Annotated in this window: 17 protein-coding genes; 12 read left to right on the top strand and 5 right to left on the bottom strand. The window is 36.5% G+C overall.

What is annotated here, in order from left to right:
• Nucleotides 1–32: 32 nt before the first annotated feature.
• The 3 genes from ACT9TX_RS00155 to porX form a co-directional block, all read right to left on the bottom strand.
• Nucleotides 33–824 (bottom strand): MBL fold metallo-hydrolase, encoded by a 792-nt coding sequence (locus tag ACT9TX_RS00155; RefSeq protein WP_481335976.1) that lies wholly within the window; start codon nucleotides 822–824, stop codon nucleotides 33–35.
• Between the two features lie 18 nt (nucleotides 825–842).
• Nucleotides 843–1,139: a hypothetical protein gene (locus ACT9TX_RS00150; protein ID WP_481335975.1), complete on the bottom strand. Its 297-nt coding sequence runs from the start codon at nucleotides 1,137–1,139 to the stop codon at nucleotides 843–845.
• A 161-nt stretch (nucleotides 1,140–1,300) separates the two neighbouring features.
• Nucleotides 1,301–2,857, bottom strand: a complete 1,557-nt coding sequence (gene porX, locus ACT9TX_RS00145; RefSeq protein ID WP_481335974.1) for a T9SS response regulator signal transducer PorX — start codon at nucleotides 2,855–2,857, stop codon at nucleotides 1,301–1,303.
• A 258-nt stretch (nucleotides 2,858–3,115) separates the two neighbouring features.
• Between porX and ACT9TX_RS00140 the strand changes: the two genes are divergently transcribed.
• The 12 genes from ACT9TX_RS00140 to ACT9TX_RS00085 all read left to right on the top strand — a co-directional run bounded on the left by ACT9TX_RS00140 (nucleotide 3,116) and on the right by ACT9TX_RS00085 (nucleotide 16,083).
• A complete protein-coding gene (locus ACT9TX_RS00140; RefSeq protein ID WP_481335972.1) occupies nucleotides 3,116–4,327 on the top strand; it encodes an HD domain-containing protein in 1,212 nt (403 codons plus the stop codon).
• A gap of 502 nt (nucleotides 4,328–4,829) precedes the next feature.
• The gene (gene lpxD, locus ACT9TX_RS00135; RefSeq protein ID WP_481335971.1) at nucleotides 4,830–5,882 is read left to right on the top strand and encodes a UDP-3-O-(3-hydroxymyristoyl)glucosamine N-acyltransferase; all 1,053 of its coding nucleotides are present in this window, start codon (nucleotides 4,830–4,832) and stop codon (nucleotides 5,880–5,882) included.
• Between the two features lie 165 nt (nucleotides 5,883–6,047).
• Nucleotides 6,048–7,250 carry a helix-turn-helix domain-containing protein gene (locus ACT9TX_RS00130; RefSeq protein WP_481335969.1) on the top strand — a complete coding sequence of 401 codons (1,203 nt, stop codon included), beginning with the start codon at nucleotides 6,048–6,050 and terminating at the stop codon, nucleotides 7,248–7,250.
• A 467-nt stretch (nucleotides 7,251–7,717) separates the two neighbouring features.
• Nucleotides 7,718–8,014, top strand: coding sequence for an HU family DNA-binding protein (locus ACT9TX_RS00125; protein WP_481335968.1), 297 nt, complete (start codon nucleotides 7,718–7,720; stop codon nucleotides 8,012–8,014).
• Between the two features lie 21 nt (nucleotides 8,015–8,035).
• Nucleotides 8,036–8,890: a tetratricopeptide repeat protein gene (locus tag ACT9TX_RS00120; RefSeq protein ID WP_481335966.1), complete on the top strand. Its 855-nt coding sequence runs from the start codon at nucleotides 8,036–8,038 to the stop codon at nucleotides 8,888–8,890.
• 376 nt (nucleotides 8,891–9,266) lie between these two features.
• Nucleotides 9,267–10,817 carry an Rne/Rng family ribonuclease gene (locus ACT9TX_RS00115; protein WP_481335964.1) on the top strand — a complete coding sequence of 517 codons (1,551 nt, stop codon included), beginning with the start codon at nucleotides 9,267–9,269 and terminating at the stop codon, nucleotides 10,815–10,817.
• Between the two features lie 141 nt (nucleotides 10,818–10,958).
• Entirely contained in the window at nucleotides 10,959–11,309 is a 351-nt protein-coding gene (locus tag ACT9TX_RS00110) for a hypothetical protein (protein WP_481335962.1), read from the top strand.
• Nucleotides 11,310–11,360: 51 nt separating this feature from the next.
• On the top strand, nucleotides 11,361–11,735 hold the full coding sequence (locus tag ACT9TX_RS00105; protein WP_481335961.1) for a hypothetical protein: 375 nt from the start codon (nucleotides 11,361–11,363) through the stop codon (nucleotides 11,733–11,735).
• 141 nt (nucleotides 11,736–11,876) lie between these two features.
• A complete protein-coding gene (locus ACT9TX_RS00100; RefSeq protein ID WP_481335960.1) occupies nucleotides 11,877–14,429 on the top strand; it encodes a circularly permuted type 2 ATP-grasp protein in 2,553 nt (850 codons plus the stop codon).
• 41 nt (nucleotides 14,430–14,470) lie between these two features.
• Complete coding sequence (locus ACT9TX_RS00095) at nucleotides 14,471–14,713, top strand: hypothetical protein (protein WP_481335959.1); 243 nt, start codon at nucleotides 14,471–14,473, stop codon at nucleotides 14,711–14,713.
• A 71-nt stretch (nucleotides 14,714–14,784) separates the two neighbouring features.
• Nucleotides 14,785–15,189 (top strand): PIN domain-containing protein, encoded by a 405-nt coding sequence (locus ACT9TX_RS00090; protein WP_481335958.1) that lies wholly within the window; start codon nucleotides 14,785–14,787, stop codon nucleotides 15,187–15,189.
• Between the two features lie 12 nt (nucleotides 15,190–15,201).
• On the top strand, nucleotides 15,202–16,083 hold the full coding sequence (locus ACT9TX_RS00085) for a transglutaminase family protein (protein ID WP_481335956.1): 882 nt from the start codon (nucleotides 15,202–15,204) through the stop codon (nucleotides 16,081–16,083).
• Here the strand turns inward: ACT9TX_RS00085 and rpiB are convergent.
• Nucleotides 16,080–16,532 (bottom strand): ribose 5-phosphate isomerase B, encoded by a 453-nt coding sequence (gene rpiB / locus ACT9TX_RS00080; RefSeq protein WP_481335955.1) that lies wholly within the window; start codon nucleotides 16,530–16,532, stop codon nucleotides 16,080–16,082. The two genes, ACT9TX_RS00085 and rpiB, sit on opposite strands and share 4 nt — an antisense overlap.
• A gap of 86 nt (nucleotides 16,533–16,618) precedes the next feature.
• A complete protein-coding gene (locus ACT9TX_RS00075; RefSeq protein ID WP_481335954.1) occupies nucleotides 16,619–17,395 on the bottom strand; it encodes an SDR family oxidoreductase in 777 nt (258 codons plus the stop codon).
• Nucleotides 17,396–17,430 lie beyond the last annotated feature (35 nt).

The following is a 17,430-nucleotide window of genomic DNA, read 5'->3' as shown; positions in this document are numbered from 1 at the left end:
GGTTTTTAAATGTTAATCATCAAGGAACTTGTTTAGCCAATCTTTATCGTTAGGCCATCGTGGGCCAACTGCATATTGGGGGGTAGCAGTGCATTAACGTTTTGGTGCAAACCTAATTGGTGGCTAATATGGGTAAAATGTACTTTAGGTATTTCTAACTCTTCTGCAAGTGCTACTGCTTCTGTAAGTGTAAAGTGCGATATATGCTTGTCATTTCGCAAAGCATTTACCACTAATACCTTAGAACCTAGTATTTTTTCCTTCTCTGCGTCATCAATTTTATTTGCGTCCGTAATATAGGTAAATTCTCCCATTCTAAAACCAAGTACGGGCATTTTTAAGTGCCAAACTTTTATAGGTGTTACTGGTATATCACCTATGGCAAATGGTGTTTCATCTATTGTATGTAAATGTATTTGCGGTATGCCAGGATATTTTTTGTCAGCAAAAGCATACTGAAACTCACGAAACAAGGTTTCTTGCGTAAGCGCATTAGCAAATACTTCCATTGGCTTTGCCTGAAAATAGTTGTAAGCACGTATATCATCTAAGCCCGCCACATGGTCCTTATGTGGGTGGGTAAACAATACTGCATCTAGCTTTTTATTATTAATGCGCAGCATTTGATACCTAAAATCTGGCGTGGTATCTATTACAAAAGTGGTATTGGCAGATTGTACTAAAATGCTACTTCTTAAGCGTTTGTCTTTGCTATCGGTAGAAGTACACACGGCGCAATCACAACATATCATTGGTACACCACTACTTGTGCCTGTGCCAAGAAATGTAACGGTAATAGATGGATGTTCTGCTGCGTCTGTCATTCAAACAATGATACTAAATTATTCTGATGTTTCGGTAGTGCTTGTAGCCGGCAGTTCAAATTTCTTCACCAAATCTTCATACAACTTTTGGCTCTCGATGGTTAGTTTATCAAAGTCAATAGCCACCTGAGGTATCAATTCTGTAAGCGTATTCATTCTACCTTCTGTATCTAAAAATTTGTTCAGTACTACTATTTTCTTAGCTTCTAGCAAGCACCACCCACTTTGAAAAGTGCCACGTTCGTAACGCACTACATAAGCACTTTGACTTAAAATATTTTCTAGTTTATCTAAATTACCTTGTGTTGGTTTCATGCCCCTTAACCCCTAAAGGGGAATTTTATTTTGCTCAAAAGTAGATGGTACAATTTTATGGATGGCGTTGATTTTTCCACAGAAACTTGCAAATCCAACCACTCACCTATCATTTCACTACTAATACTCACTTTTTGCCTCCTTGCCTTTCTGCCTTAAAGCTACTTACTCACCATCTTTATCACCGGCACTATCATTTCCTCCAAGCTTACCCCACCATGCTGAAACGTATTGCGGTAGTAGTTCACGTAGTGGTTGTAATTATTAGGATAACACAAAAAGCCATCTTCTTTAGCAAATATGAAAGACGAGTTTACATTAGGCACAGGCAAGCCAGCCTCTCTTGGGTCTCTAAAAGCCAAAACATCCCTACCTTCGTAGTTCAAGTTTCTGCCGTGTTTATAGCGTAGGTTGGCTGTTGTTTGTTTATCACCAACTACTTTATGAGGTGTTTTTACCCTTACAGTACCGTGGTCAGTTGCTACAATAAGGTTTATTTTCTTATCCGCTATTTTCTTTAAGGCTTGGTGCAATGCACTGTGTTCAAACCAGCTTTTGGTAATACTTCTATAGCTTACTTCATCACCAGCCAATTCTTTCAGTACTTCCATTTCTGTTCTCGCATGGCTTAGCATATCTACAAAATTGTACACTATTACATTCAAGTCGTTTTGTAACAAGTTGTGTACATTATTCACCAAATTCACTCCATCATGGTGATGCACCACTTTGGTGTAACTCACTTTTATATCATCACGTTTCAGGCGTTTTATTTGAGCCCTTAAAAACGTTTCTTCAAACAAATTTTTGCCGCCTTCTTCCTCATCATTCTTCCATTCGTTGGGAAATTGTTTCTCTATATCTATGGGCAACATACCACTAAAAATGGCATTTCTTGCATATTGTGTAGCCGTTGGTAATATTGAGTAAAACGTTTCTTCCTCTAGTATTCTAAAGCTTTCAGCAAATATGGGCTGAATGGTTTTCCATTGGTCGTAACGTAAATTATCAATCAATATAAAAAACGTAGGCGTGCCTTTTTCTACATGTGGCAGCACCTTATATTTAAGCAAGTTATGGCTCATAATAGGCGCTTCATCCGTTTTAGGGTTCACCCATTTAGCATAGTTTCTACTTACAAATTTAAAAAACTCAGTGTTCGCCTCAGCCTTCTGCGATGCTAGTATTTCCTGCATTTCAGGGCTATCGCTTTTTTCCATTTCTAGCTCCCAGTACACCAGTTTCTTATAAATATCCATCCACTCATTATAGTCAGGATTGCTGTTAAGTGCGGTAAATAAATTGCGAAACTGCTGCTGATAAGTCGTAGTGGTTTTCTCAGCCACCAAGCGTTTATTGTCTATTATTTTCTTCAAGCTCAGCAACACCTGATTAGGATTCACAGGCTTTATTAAGTAGTCAGCTATTTGGCTACCTATCGCATCATCCATCAGGTTCTCAGTCTCGTTTTTTGTAATTAACACCACTGGTATTTGCTGATTAATTTCTTTAATCTTAGCAAGGGTTTCAAGCCCAGTAATACCAGGCATCGTTTCGTCCATCAATACCACATCTACTACATTCTCTTTTAGGTAGTCTAGCGCATCAAAACCATTAGAAAACGTGGTCACATCATAACCCTTATTTTCTAAAAATAGTTTCTGGCTTTGCAGGCTTTCCATCTCATCATCTACCCATACAATTTTTGCTAATGACATATAATTAGTTTAGAGTTTAAATTTTGGAGTTTTTCTTTTTTTGTTATCGGCTTCAAATCCTTGTGCAGCTTTGGTTACGTCGCACTACCGATAGCTATCGGTAGCATCGTTTAGTACTTACCTCTGCTGTAATTCTACCTCTAATTCTTAATTACTAATTATTAATTACTAATCAGCAGTTTATTCAGCGGTTAAATATATCTCTTTCATCTATAAATGTACCTTTGTAATCTTGGTTTAACAATCTCGCAACAAATTATGGCGCAAAAGCAAAAAATCATTAACGATCCAGTTTACGGCTTCATTACCATCAACCATCCTTTATTGTTTAGCATTATTTCGCACCCATATTATCAGCGCTTGCGCCGCATTCACCAAATGGCTTTGGCTTACTTGGTTTATCCCGGTGCGGTACATACTAGATTGTTACATTCGCTAGGGGCTTACCACTTAATGGGCAATGCTGTAAACGAGCTACGTGCCAAAGGCATTGACATTACACCTGAAGAAGAAATGGCCGTAAAAGCAGGCATTTTGTTGCACGATGTAGGCCACGGCCCTTTTTCTCATGCGCTTGAAAGCCAATTGCTACAAGGTGTTCATCACGAAGACATTAGCTTGATGATTATGAAAATAATGAACGAGCAATTAGATGGGCAGCTTCAAATGGCCATTGATATATTTACCAATAATTATCCTAAAAAGTTCTTACACCAGCTCATTAGTGGTCAACTAGATGTAGATAGAATGGATTACCTTACTCGTGATAGCTTTTTTACAGGCGTAAGCGAGGGCGTTATTGGCTACGACCGTATTTTAAAAATGCTTACCGTACACAATGGCGAGCTAATGGTAGAAGAAAAAGGCATTTACAGCATCGAGAAATTTCTAGTAGCAAGGCGCCAAATGTACTGGCAAGTGTACTTACACAAAACGGTATTAAGTGCAGAGAAAATGCTGGTAAACTTGCTACAACGTGTTAGAGAATTGATAGCACAAGGCGCTACTGATTTACACACACACTGTGGTATAGATTTCTTCTTGTTTAACTTTAATGGTGTGATGAATGTAAACACCCTAGAAAAGTTTTGCAAGCTAGATGATAGCGACCTACAAGTAGCAGTAAAAAAATGGAGCAACCATGATGACATGATATTACAAACACTAGCCAATAGATTACTTAACCGTCAGCTACTAAAAATTAAGATACAATCAGAACCCTTTGAGGCAGATTTTGTAGCCGATAAACTAGCAGCAGCAGCTACCTATTACAGCATTAGCTCACAAGAAGCTAGCTATTTTGTATTTGCAGGCGAGGCAGATAATACCATGTACAAAACCAATAGCGAGGGCATTAATATTTTATTTAAAGATGGCAGCGTGAAAGATATCACCGCCATAGACGATCCATTAATTAACCAAACCATTGCTGCACCTATTAAAAAGTTTTATATGTGCTATCTGCAATAAGCTTTGTAATATCATTTTTTGTGTTACACTTAAAATACACAAGCAAATTTTCTACAAAAACCTTTTTGTTTAAAATATCTGGGCTTATTTCTGGTAATATGTCCTCTTATTTAAAATACTTAGGCTTATTTCCTGCAATCTGCCCTAGTATTTAAAATATCTGGGCCTATTTCCTGCAATCTGCCCTAGTATTTAAAATACCTAGGCTTATTTCCTACAATTTGCCCTAGTATTTAAAATATCTGCTCATAATTTTTGCAAAAGCACATAATATTAAGATTTGCCGATACGTTGAAGCAAAGTGTTGCGTACCTAGCTTTATAATTTATGGGCAGGGTATTTAATAAGGTAACAACTGCAAACAATTTCCAGCCGCCACTAAAAAATTCTACATTTGCAGACTATTGTAAATTGTTTCAGTGTATTAGGTTCTATGTATTTGTAGTTCGTACACCAGCAATTACCACAAAACCAAGCACTTAGAACAGCTAACATACAGCCTATGCAATTTACTGCTGCGCAAATAGCCATGATGATTAATGGCCAACTAGAAGGTGACGCTACCGTTGCTGTTGGCAATTTTGGGAAAATAGAAGAAGCTACCACTGGCGATATTGCGTTTTTAGCCAATCCTAAGTACGAAGATTATTTATATACCACCAATGCCTCTATTGTTATTGTAAATAACACGTTAGAGCTTAAGCAGCCCGTAAGCGCTACGCTATTGCGTGTACCCGATGCTTATGCCGCTTTTGCCGCCTTATTATCTAAATACCAAGAAATTGTATCGCAGCAATTGAGTGGTATACAGCAGCCAAGTTATATAGCAAGTACCGCCAAGTTAGGCGAGTATGTATATGTAGGTGCTTTTGCCTATATAGGCGAGCAAGTAACCATTGGCAACAATGTAAAAGTGTATCCTGGCGCATTTATAGGCAATAATGTAACCATTGCAGATAATTGTATCATTTACCCCGGCGTAAAAATATACCACGATTGTGTACTAGGTAGCCACGTAACCATACATGCTGGCAGTGTTATTGGTGGCGATGGTTTTGGCTTTGCGCCTATGGCCGATGGTACGTTTAAAAAGATACCACAAATAGGCAATGTAATACTAGAAGACTATGTAGAAATAGGTGCTAATGCTACTATTGACCGTGCTACTATGGGTAGTACCATTGTAAAGCGTGGTGCTAAGCTAGATAACCTAATACAAGTAGGGCACAATGCCGAAATAGGTAGCAATACGGTGGTAGCAGCCCAAGCAGGTGTAAGCGGCAGTACCAAAGTAGGCAGCAATGTAATGATTGGCGGCCAAGCTGGTATTGTAGGCCATATTACCATTGCAGATGGCAGCCGCATTAATGCCCAAAGTGGTGTAAGCAAGTCTATTAAACGTGCCAACACTACCGTTACAGGTAGCCCTGCGTACGACTTTACCGCCACCCTGCGCAGCCAAGCCCTTAGCCGTAACTTACCAAGCTTCGAGAAACGTATCACCGAATTAGAAAAACTAGTACAGCAACTACTAGAAGAGAGGGTGGCTCATTAACATCACGCTTGTAAATTCTTTGATTCTGTTTAAATAATTAGACTTTTATTTATTATTAATTTTACTTATTTTTTTCAATTAATTGTTTAGTAATTTCTGCAACTCTTTTAACACTATCACATATTTTGATAAAAAAAAGAGATATTGCGAGACCAAAAACTAATTATGCCATCTAGCTTTATAAGCTTCATTTTTTTAATTGCTACATTTTTAGGCTTCTTAATATTTGTTGCCTTATTTTTTAAGAATACACAACAAAAACACAGCAGCAGGCTTCTTGCTATTTACATTCTTACCTTCTCTTTATTTGCAGCGCACAATTTATTAGTAGTTACAGGATTACTAACACAATTTCCTTACGCTTTTAGGTGTACCAAAGCATTACATTATTTACCATCTGTACTACTTTATTTGTACGTGAGGGCTACAGTTAAAAAAGAGCAATCCCTACAAAAAAGAGATTATCTACTTTTTTTACCTGCTGTTCTACATTTTATTGAATTATTACCTTTTTATTTTACAGATAAAGTGACTAAGCAACATCAGGTAGCCAATTTTTTTAAAGACATGAATTCGGGTTTAAAAAATAATGAAGGTTTTTTACCAGGCTATGTACACCCAATACTTGTATTTAGCCTTGCAACAGCTTGTATTTATTATAGCTATCAACTAATGGCTCGTTCAAAAAAGGGACTAATTGATAGCGGTAAGCTAGATATTTCTGTATATAAATGGCTCAGTCTTTTTTTAGCCTTCAATTTGCTGCTTTATTGTACTTTAGGATTTCACATTTGTACCATACAATTTTTAAAAAACTACAATGTTTTTTTAATTAATTTAATAGAAACAAGTTGTTTGCTGATAGCTACAGGCATTACCTTATTCTTTCATCCTACAATTCTTTATGGTTTACCATTAGAAACCGATAAAGAAAATGAAGAAAATACACAGAAAGCATCAATAGAAAACATCACTGAAAAGCCAGAGGCAAAACAGGTAACTATTCCACCAGAAAAAAAGCAACAATATTTACAAACAATAGAATTAAAAATGAATGATCTAAAACCATTTCTGCAACCAGGCTTTAGCTTGAAAGACTTAAATGACATTACCAATATACCGTATACCTATTTGTCTATTATTATTAATCAAGAGTACAATTTAAATTTTAATGAATTTGTAAACAAGTATAGAATTGGCTATGTGAAAGCTATTTTAAATAGCCCCGAATCACATTTATTTACCTTAGAAGCTATTTCAAAGAAGGCAGGTTTTAGTTCAAGAGCCACCTTCTCTAGAGCTTTTTTAAAATTTGAGTGCTGTTCACCTAAAGATTATTTAAAAAAAGCTCAAAACATTACACTTTGAGTTTCTATTGATAATCAAAGACTTATTGCAATAGTTGAGAAAAAACTATTTGCAAAATGCTTCAAATCAAATATTTGAGGCATTTTATTTTTCAGAAATTATGTATTAAAAATTGAAGAAGAGTAGTATTGCAATAACTATTGTTTAAACATTAGTTATTTTGAACCCTAAACCCGAATTTTATCCCCTAAAATTCTGAAAATGGATTGCCCGTAAATTGATTTACGAAGCAGTCCATTTTTTTTAATTGAAATCAAAATATACTATAACAGCCAATTCTTCGTTTCTACAACTGCATCCTGCATATCATTATTTTTGTTAAATACATTTAATTAAATTGCTACTTACTTTTAATAACTAAAATAGCGAATAGGTAATACAAAAAAAATAGTTTGTAATTTTAGTTTTAATTATGGCCAATTTTGTTTTATTTTATAACGTCTAACGATTCACACAAATTAACAACAATGAGAAAACAAGATCTAATCAATCAAATTGCCGATAGAACAGGCATTCCTAAAGTAGATGTTTTAGTAACATTAGAAACGATGTTTAAAGAAGTGAAAGAAAATCTAACTAAAGGAGAGAGCATTTACATACGCGGTTTTGGTAGTTTTTACCCAAAAAGAAGAGCCGCAAAAATTGGTAGAAATATCAAAAAAAATGTTGCCGTAAATATCCCAGAACATTATATCCCTGCGTTTAAACCTGCAAAAGAATTTATTACAGAAGTTAAAGCGAATTGCAAAGAGCAAGTAAGCTAATTTTGTGGCAAATTTTTTATAGTGACTAAACAACAATCTATACTGGTAGGCAGTGGCATCGCTGCTATATTGGCATTATTTATTTTTGGTAAAACAGTTCCTCCAAAGAAACCCAATGTAGCAATGGCTGCCGCTGCACAAAACCAGCAAGCCCCTACTGCTGTAAATTTTACTGATTTATTGGCCAAAGCCAAACAAAGACTTACTCCTGAACAGAACGAACGTATTACGAGACTTGAGAATAGCGTAACACGTGGCGATGTAAAAGAACAGCAATTACACATCTATCATCAGCTTGCTCGCTTTTGGAAAGATTCGGCTAAAGTGCTTGAACCTTATATATTTTATACAGCCGAAGCAGCAAAGTTGGAAAATTCAGAAAAAAACCTCACTTTTGCCGCCCGTCAATTTTTAGATAACTTGATGGTAGAAGGTGAACCCGCTATGCAAACATGGCTAGCCACCAACGCAAAAGTTCTTTTTGAGCAGGCTTTAAAACTAAATCCGGCAAATGATAGTAGCATTATTGGGCTTGGTGCTTGCTACATTCTAGGTAATATTTCTAACAATCCTATGCAGGGTATTTTGCCCATTAAGCAGATTGCAGATAAAAATCCTAAAAACCTATATGCGCAATTAATATTGGGCTTAGGTGGCAAAAAAAGTGGTCAGTACGATAAAGCAATTGAACGTTTTACTGTTATTGTAACTGAAAAGCCAGATGACCTAGAGGGGCTATTAAACCTTGCAGAATGTTACGATGCAAAAGGCGATAAAGCCAATGCAGTAAAATGGTACACCGAAGTGAAAAAAAGAATTCCTAATGAGGAAGCTCAAAAGGAACTTGAAAAAAGAATAAAACAGTTGACTCAATAAGTAACAATCGTTTAGTGCGTTATTTATAATCATAAATTGAATTTTTTAACAAATTAAAAATGTCTTGGTATGCCTTGTGGTAAAAAGAGAAAACGTCATAAAATTGCTACGCACAAACGCAAAAAACGTTTAAGAAAGAATCGTCATAAGAAAAAATAGTTTTTTCTTATTTAGACTTATAAAATGGTGCAGTAAGCATGTGCTGCACCATTTACACATTATTAGGCTTGTTACTATTGTTTTCTACCTTACGCAACTTTATCTATCATCTACCTCATCTTCAATAGTAAGTAGCAAGCATTAACAGTTGTGTTATTGTGCATCCTAAAGGTTTAGGATGTTATTGATTTTATTTTATTTTAAAGTTGCAAATTTTGTGAACAAAGAACTAATTATAAATGCAAGCCCATCGGGTGTAGAAATTGCATTTTTAGAAGAAAAAAAGCTGGTAGAGCTACACAACGAAAAATCTGATGCCACATTTGGTGTTGGTGACTTATATCTTGGCAAGGTAAAAAAATTAATTCCTGGTTTAAACGCAGCATTTATTGATGTTGGTTTTGAAAAAGATGCTTTTTTACACTATACTGATCTATCGCCTTATGTAAAATCGTTATTGAAATTTACACAATTGGCCATGACAGACAAGGATGAAAATGGCTTTGATTTTTCAAAATTTAATATTGAACCTGAAATAGTAAAAACAGGTAAAATAAACGAGGTACTTACTGGCAAACCAAGCGTATTGGTGCAAATTTTAAAAGAGCCAATAGCTGCAAAAGGGCCACGCCTTAGTTGCGAATTAAGCTTACCGGGCAGATTTATTGTGGTTACACCATTTAACGAGATTGTTGCTGTATCTAAAAAAATTCATAGCGGCGAAGAAAGAAAGCGCTTACAAAAAATTGTAGAATCTATTCGTCCGAAAAACTTTGGTGTAATTGTACGTACGGCTGCCGAAGGCAAAAGTACTGCTGAAATTCATCAAGATTTATTGAGCTTAATAGATACTTGGAACGGCATTCAAGCCAACTTGAAAAATGCAGTAGCGCCAGCTAAAATATTAAGCGAGCAAAACCGTGCTACCAGCATTTTACGTGACTTGCTAAGTGCAGATTTTAACCGCATTGTTGTAAACGATAAAAACATTTACAACGATACCAAAAGCTATATTGATAAAATTGCACCAGACAAAACAGATATTGTAAGCTATCACAATGGCCCGCTACCAATATTTGATACTTATGGTGTAACCAAGCAAGTTAAAAGCGCTTTTGGCAAAACGGTAAACCTACCAAGTGGTGCCTATTTAATAATAGAACACACCGAAGCTTTACACGTAATAGATGTAAACAGTGGCTACAAAAGTGTCAGTAATAGTCAGGAAGAAAACGCCTTACAAACCAATTTAGAAGCTGCGGAAGAAATTGCTCGTCAGTTACGCTTACGTGATATTGGCGGTATTATAGTGGTAGATTTTATAGACATGAAACTGCCAGATAATAGAAAGCAATTGCAAGAAGCGATGGAAAAGTTTATGCAAACTGACCGTGCTAAACATGCTGTATTGCCTATTTCTAAATTTGGCTTGATGCAATTAACTAGGCAGCGTATGCGCCCTGAACTGAGCATCAACACATCTGAAGTGTGCCCTGTGTGCAATGGTACTGGTAAAATATCTTCTACCCTATTATTAGAAGACGAAATAGAAAAACGCTTACAATATTTAATTAGCCATTCGCACAAAAACTTGTTGCTAATGGTACACCCAATTGTGTATTCGCACCTTACCAAAGGTATTTTCACATCTATCTTTAAACGATGGAAACGCAAACACAAAACTAAATTATCTATTGAAGCCAATAATAATTTCCACTTAATAGAGTTTAAGTTTTACGACGAAAACGAAGAAGAAATTAAATTCTAAAATACCTCAATGCATTTACAAAAGCCACCTAATTGTTTGGGTGGCTTTTGTATTTTATAGCAGTATTAACAAAAATAACAAGCCTCTACTTAAACTTACAGTAGCTAGTACTAGTCATTACTGCAATTAAAAAACAAACACATGAAGCAATTTATTTTAGCACTATGCCTTGTAGGCTTTAGCTATGCAACACAAGCCCAAACCACTACCGCACCAAGTGCACCTACCACCGAGAAAAAGAAAAAAGCCAATTTGGCTAAAGAACTAAACTTAGATGAGACGCAGAAGAAAACGATGGCTACTATGCGTAAAAGTGGTAAAGCACAAGCCGATAGCATTAAAAATAACGCAGCGCTAACCGAGGCACAAAAGAAAGCTGAACTAAAGAAAATGAAACAGGAAGAACGTAAAAAAGTAGAAGCCATATTAACCACCGAACAAAAAGCCAAACTCGCCGAATTGCAACCAAAAAAGAAGGGCAAAAAAAACTAAATATGCAATAAGCCATTACATTCACCCTACAATTTAAAACACACCACAATTATGAAAAAGATTATTGCATTACTTGCTATTGTATTAGCAGTTATTACCAACGCAAACGCTCAACCACCACAAGGCGGTTTTGACCCTGCACAGATGAAAGAAATGATGAAAAACAGGTACAAAGAATCTATGAGTTTTTTGACACCAGTACAATTAGATTCTGTAGTTAACATTGTTACAGAAACTCGTGGCAACATGAGAGGCATGAGAGATATGAGTAATGAAGACAGACAAGCTGCTATTAAAAAATCTGCTGAAGCAAGAGATAAAAGATTAGACGCTGCTTTACCTGCTGATGTGGCGAAAAAAGTAAAAGATGTATTGGCACAACAACGTCCAGGCGGTGGTCGCCCTCAAGGTGGCGGTAATAAATAGTTGTTTTTAGGATGATGAATAATGAAGAAGGCCTCACAAATTTTGTGGGGCTTTTTTATACGGCTCATTTAACCGTAAATACCTACTTTTAGCAAGTATAGCAACCAACCCCAATTTACAGTAGCCGTTTTGAACCAATAAATGATTACACAACTAACCAAAGACTATCTCTCTCAGCAATTATTAACCAATCATTACTCGTACGATGAATTGTTGGGTGAAGATGGCCATTTGCGACCCTTTTGGCTCACCTTTTTTGAATCGCTGAATAAGCTAGGGCAAGCAGAAATTGAAGATAGAAGCCGAGATATATTGCGCCTACTGAAAGAAAATGGCGTTACCTATAATATTTACGATGATCCTTCTGGCCTTAACCGCCCTTGGAATTTGGATCTCATTCCTTTTCTCATCAGCAAAGAAGAATGGAAAAAAGTAGAGCCAGGTTTGGTGCAACGTGCCAATTTACTTGACCTTATTTTAAAAGATATTTATGGCGAAAGAAACCTTGTAAAGCAAGGTTTACTACCAGCAGAACTCATTTACAATCACAATGGTTTTTTACGCCAATGTGTAGGTATACCACCACAAAGCAAGCACAGTTTAATTTTATACTCTGCCGACCTTGCTCGTAGTGCTAATGGTAATATTTGGGTACTAAACGATAGAACACAAGCCCCTTCTGGCTATGGCTATGCTTTAGAAAACAGAACGGCTATGAGTCGTATAAACCCTGAATTATTTACTGATTTAAAAGTAAGGCAGCTATCAGCTTATTTTAACGATTTACAACAATCGCTACAAAGCATTGCACCGCACGATAATGAAAACCCTAGGGTAGTTATTTTAACACCGGGGCCAAGCAACGAAACTTATTTTGAGCATTCGTACCTCTCATCTTACATGGGCTTTACCCTAGTACAAGGCGATGACCTGATGGTAAGAGATAATTATGTGTGGCTAAAAACCATTGGCGGGCTTGAAAAAGTAGATGTGATATTACGCAGGGTAGATGATATTTATTGTGACCCATTAGAACTAAAAAGCGACTCGCAATTGGGTGTACCGGGCTTGCTGCAAGCAGTGCGAAGTGGTAATGTAAGCATAGCCAACCCACTTGGTAGTAGCATACTAGAAAACCCTGGTTTAATGCCTTTTTTACAAGGTATTGCTCGTTACTTTTTTAAAGAAGATTTGATATTACCTACCATTGCATCGTGGTGGTGTGGCCAGCCAAAAGAACTGAACTATGTATTGAACAACATAGAAAAGCTGGTAATTAAAAAAATATTCAGAAACAATTTAGCAGGTAGCAATTCAATAGATGTCGCACTTTTATCTAAAGAGAAAGTGTACCAATTAAAACAAGACATCAAAACACACCCACACTTATTTGTGGGGCAAGAGAAAGTGGTTTTTGCCTCTACACCTGCTTTAGTTAATGGTAAGATAGAACCACGTAATGCACTGTTTAGAAGCTTTCTAGTAAGTAGCAACGATACTTATACAGCCATGTCTGGCGGGCTTACAAGAACATCGTCTCGTAAAGACAATATGTTGATTTCTAATCAACTTGGTGGCATCAGTAAAGACACTTGGATTATTTCGGCCAATAAAGACCATACACATCACCATCGTAAAGAGCTATTTAAAACCATTACACCAGCCTCAAGTGGTGTATTACCAAGTCATACAGCCGAAAATTTATTTTGGGTAGGGCGCTATGCAGAGCGCATTTTGGGCAATGCAAGGTTTCAACGTACCGTGATGCAATCTGTAACCGATGGGCATAAATCGCTAATAGATGATGACGATGTAGAAACAGAAAAAGTACTGTTACAAGCACTTACCAATTTTACATTTACATACCCTGGCTTTGTAGATGAAGAACAGCCAATAAATGATGTGTGGGCAGAACTACGCAGCGTGTTATTTGACGAGAAACGTGCCTGTAGTTTGTCGTATAATTTGCAATTATTTAGCCGTGCTGTATATGCAGTTCGAGGTCAATGGAGCACTGATACATGGCGTGTTTTACGCACTATGGAAGAAGATTGGATGACGGCATCTAAAGCCAACTTGACGCATTTTAAAATGATGACGGCTTTAGATAATCTCATCACGTCACTAGTAGCATTTATTGGTTTAAACAGAGAAAGTATTTCTAGAGAACAAGGTTGGCTAATGCTTGATACAGGTAGAAAGGTTGAGCAAAGCTTACTACTAATTCGCATGTTAAGAGCGACATCAGTGAGCTTTATTAATGAAGATGTAGACTATAACTTGCAAGAAGCGGTATTAAAAAGTAACGAGGCTTTGGTAAACTATCGCTACAAGTATCGTGTATCTATACAAATGCCATTGGTGCTAGAATTGCTATTGCTAGATATCAATAATCCACGTTCATTAATACACCAATTAGACAGGATTAAAGGGCATTTTACACAGCTACCAAGATTTGGCAATGCAGAACAATTAGCCGAACATGAACGCCTAATTTTAGAGGCGCACACTTTGGTAAAATTGGCTACCAAAGAGCATCTAGCCCACTTGAACGAAGATTTATTTGAGTACACACATTTGAGTGATTTTTTAAACAAAGTGTACAATTTGTTATCGGCCATACCAGATGCTATTTCTAAAACCTACTTTAAACATGCGCAAGCGCAAAAGCAATTGTTTTCGGCTGACTTGTAAATAAGTAATTTATTGAGTTTCCTTATCTTTAATAAAAAATTATGATGCCTACAATTAACAATATAATTGAAGAGATTAAAGAAATCCCTATTAACAGGTTAGAGGATTTATATTCTCTTATTCATTCTTTTAATTCAACTAAAGTAGCAACAAAGGGTAATAAAGAAAAAATATTAGCATTTGCAGGCGTCTTGAACGATTTAAGCGATAACGATTACAAGGATTTTGAAAATAACATAAAAAGTACGAGAGAAGGATTGTTTAACCGTAAAGTAACACTATAAAAAACAAGCAACTATTTTTATTAGTATAGTCGAAAAATATATCATTTTACTACATAAAACCCAAAAACTAAATGAATCTCTCAATAATTGATACCGATATTTTATCAGCATTTATGAGAGATAATCAAGCGGTTGTTAATAAGATTGACGAACATTTGCAAGAATATGGCTTTGTAAACATCAGCATAATTACTTACTACGAAATACTAAATGGCTTGTTATATAAAGATGCCAAGAAACAACTTGCAAGATTTAATGAATTTGTTAGTCTAAACAGAGTTGTGCCACTAACAATGAAATCTAGTAAACTTTCTGCTGAAATATTTGCGGACTTAAGAAAAAAAGGAAAAGAAATTGGTCATACAGATACGCTAATTGCAGGCATCGCCATTGCGAATGATTTACAGCTAATTACTAACAACACAGACCATTTCAAACGTATCAAATCTTTACGAATTGATAATTGGATGTTGTAACAATCTTTAATAATGCTTTACAGAATTACCCATACTACTGAATATACTTACGCAGGTTCTATTAGCTTGTGCCACAATATTGCCATGCTAATACCAAGAGATAGTGAACAGCAGCTTCGTAAAAAAACCACCATCAACATAAGCCCAGAGCCAGATGTGATGAAAGAGTACGAAGATTTTTTTGGTAATAAAGTGCTGTATTTTGCTATTCAGCACCAACACAAAAAATTATCGGTTACTGTAACCAACGAGATAGAAAAACAACAATCACCTTCTTCTACTATTAACTTGTATGGCAATATTGCGTGGGAACAAGCAAGGCAACAATTATTTGAAACCAATCCAGATTATATTGATGCCAGACAGTTTATTACTGAAACCAGCATGACGACAATTGATGAGCAAATAACATTGTATGCTTTGCAATCATTTACCCCCAACAGACCCATATTTGAGGCTGCTAAAGACTTCATGCACCGCATTTTTAAAGACTTCAAATTCGACCCTGATTTTACAACAGTATCTACACCAGTAACAGAGGTAATGCGTTTGAAAAGAGGTGTATGTCAAGATTTTGCCCATTTAGCTATTGCTTGCTTGCGCTCAATAGGCTTACCTGCGAGATATGTGAGTGGCTATATAGAAACCTTACCACCACTGGGCAAAGAAAAGCTTGTAGGTGTAGATGCCTCACACGCTTGGTTTTCGGTGTTTATACCAAACCTAGGTTGGATGGATTTTGATCCAACCAATAATCAAATACCGGGTGACCAGCACGTAACCATTGGTTGGGGCAGAGATTATGCAGACATCACGCCACTAAAAGGCATTATACTTAGTAGTGGCTCACACAAATTACGTGTATCGGTAGATGTAAGACGATTAAATGCTTAACAAGCAATTTTATCTACTCTTCTTCCATGTCTACCACCCATAAACTCAGTGGTCATAAAGTTTTCAATGATTTCTTCGGCTAAAGCTAGGGCAATAAAGCGTGCAGGTATACACACAATATTGGCATTGTTATGCTGACGAATTAACTTAGCTACATCATTCTGCCAAGCCAAGCCAGCACGAATATGTTGGTGTTTATTAGCTGTAATAGCAACACCATTGGCACTACCACAAAACAGAATACCAAAAGCACATTCACCACTTTCTACACTTGTAGCAGTTGGGTGTGCAAAGTCAGGATAGTCAACACTTTCAAGCGAATGTGTACCAAAATCTTTTACAGTAAAGCCTTTATTGGTAAGCCAAACTTTAATTGCTTCTTTGTATTCAAAACCAGCGTGGTCAGCACCAAGTGCAATAGGTTTTGTAGTATCAAAAACAGAATTCATGATGTGCATTTAGGTGACAAAAGTAGTTATGTGTCATTAAATATTTGTCTTGAATAATTACCATAACTTGACATCGAACATATGCATTACCCCATTGTGCCTTTTACAGCACCACCATCTACACTAATGGTTTGCCCTGTAATATAGCGGCTGTGCTTGCTTAGCAACCATACAGCCATACTTGCAAAGTCTTCTGCCTCGCCCAAAAACTGCACTGGTATTTGCGTAATAGCAGCAGCTTTTACGGTTGCTTCATCTATACCTGTCTGTTCACTTTTCTTTTTATAAATACGGTTAATAGCTGGTGTATTATGCGAACCAGGCGCTAGAATATTTAAAGTAATGCCTTGTGCTGCAACTTCTAAGCTTAAGGTTTTTACCATACCTACCACCGCTAAACGTAGCGAATTGCTCAATACTAAATTCTCTACAGGTTGCTTTACTGAATAGCTTTCTACAAACAAACACCTACCATAGTTATGTACTTGCATTAAAGGTATTAAAGCCTTTGTAAGCGCTACTTTCCAGCGTAAGATATTGTTATATGCAGCATCCCAATCTTCCATGCTTGTTTCTAAAACCGTCTTAGCAGGCGGGCCGCCAGCATTTAATACAGCACCGTGCAATTGCCTATTACCAATGGCATTCAAAATACTTTCTACAGCACTTGGCTGCGTAATATCTAGAGCTAATGTTTCTATATTATTGGGATAATTTTCTTGTAATAATTGTAGCTGTTCTGCACTTCTTGCAATGGCTATTACCGTAGCACCTTCATTTACCAAAGCCATCGCAATGGCTCTGCCCAAACCAGATGTAGCACCGCCTACAATAAACAATTGATTGTGTAAGTATAAGTTCATTATAAACAATTTAGAGGTTTAACACATAGTATCAT

The organism is Parasediminibacterium sp. HNIBRBA5674 (assembly GCF_056745525.1).
The sequence above is the reverse complement of the archived record's forward strand: the minus strand, read 5'-3'. Positions and strand labels throughout refer to the sequence as shown.

Excerpts from the sequence above, each read along its gene's own strand:
- ACT9TX_RS00090 (WP_481335958.1), top strand. The coding sequence starts at position 14,785 with ATGAATCTCTCAATAATTGATACCGATATTTTATCAGCATTTATGAGA.
- ACT9TX_RS00110 (WP_481335962.1), top strand. The coding sequence starts at position 10,959 with ATGAAGCAATTTATTTTAGCACTATGCCTTGTAGGCTTTAGCTATGCA.
- ACT9TX_RS00095 (WP_481335959.1), top strand. The coding sequence starts at position 14,471 with ATGATGCCTACAATTAACAATATAATTGAAGAGATTAAAGAAATCCCT.
- ACT9TX_RS00075 (WP_481335954.1), bottom strand. The coding sequence starts at position 17,395 with ATGAACTTATACTTACACAATCAATTGTTTATTGTAGGCGGTGCTACA.
- ACT9TX_RS00150 (WP_481335975.1), bottom strand. The coding sequence starts at position 1,139 with ATGAAACCAACACAAGGTAATTTAGATAAACTAGAAAATATTTTAAGT.
- lpxD (WP_481335971.1), top strand. The coding sequence starts at position 4,830 with ATGCAATTTACTGCTGCGCAAATAGCCATGATGATTAATGGCCAACTA.
- ACT9TX_RS00125 (WP_481335968.1), top strand. The coding sequence starts at position 7,718 with ATGAGAAAACAAGATCTAATCAATCAAATTGCCGATAGAACAGGCATT.
- ACT9TX_RS00155 (WP_481335976.1), bottom strand. The coding sequence starts at position 824 with ATGACAGACGCAGCAGAACATCCATCTATTACCGTTACATTTCTTGGC.
- ACT9TX_RS00105 (WP_481335961.1), top strand. The coding sequence starts at position 11,361 with ATGAAAAAGATTATTGCATTACTTGCTATTGTATTAGCAGTTATTACC.
- porX (WP_481335974.1), bottom strand. The coding sequence starts at position 2,857 with ATGTCATTAGCAAAAATTGTATGGGTAGATGATGAGATGGAAAGCCTG.
- ACT9TX_RS00100 (WP_481335960.1), top strand. The coding sequence starts at position 11,877 with ATGATTACACAACTAACCAAAGACTATCTCTCTCAGCAATTATTAACC.
- ACT9TX_RS00085 (WP_481335956.1), top strand. The coding sequence starts at position 15,202 with ATGCTTTACAGAATTACCCATACTACTGAATATACTTACGCAGGTTCT.
- rpiB (WP_481335955.1), bottom strand. The coding sequence starts at position 16,532 with ATGAATTCTGTTTTTGATACTACAAAACCTATTGCACTTGGTGCTGAC.
- ACT9TX_RS00130 (WP_481335969.1), top strand. The coding sequence starts at position 6,048 with ATGCCATCTAGCTTTATAAGCTTCATTTTTTTAATTGCTACATTTTTA.
- ACT9TX_RS00140 (WP_481335972.1), top strand. The coding sequence starts at position 3,116 with ATGGCGCAAAAGCAAAAAATCATTAACGATCCAGTTTACGGCTTCATT.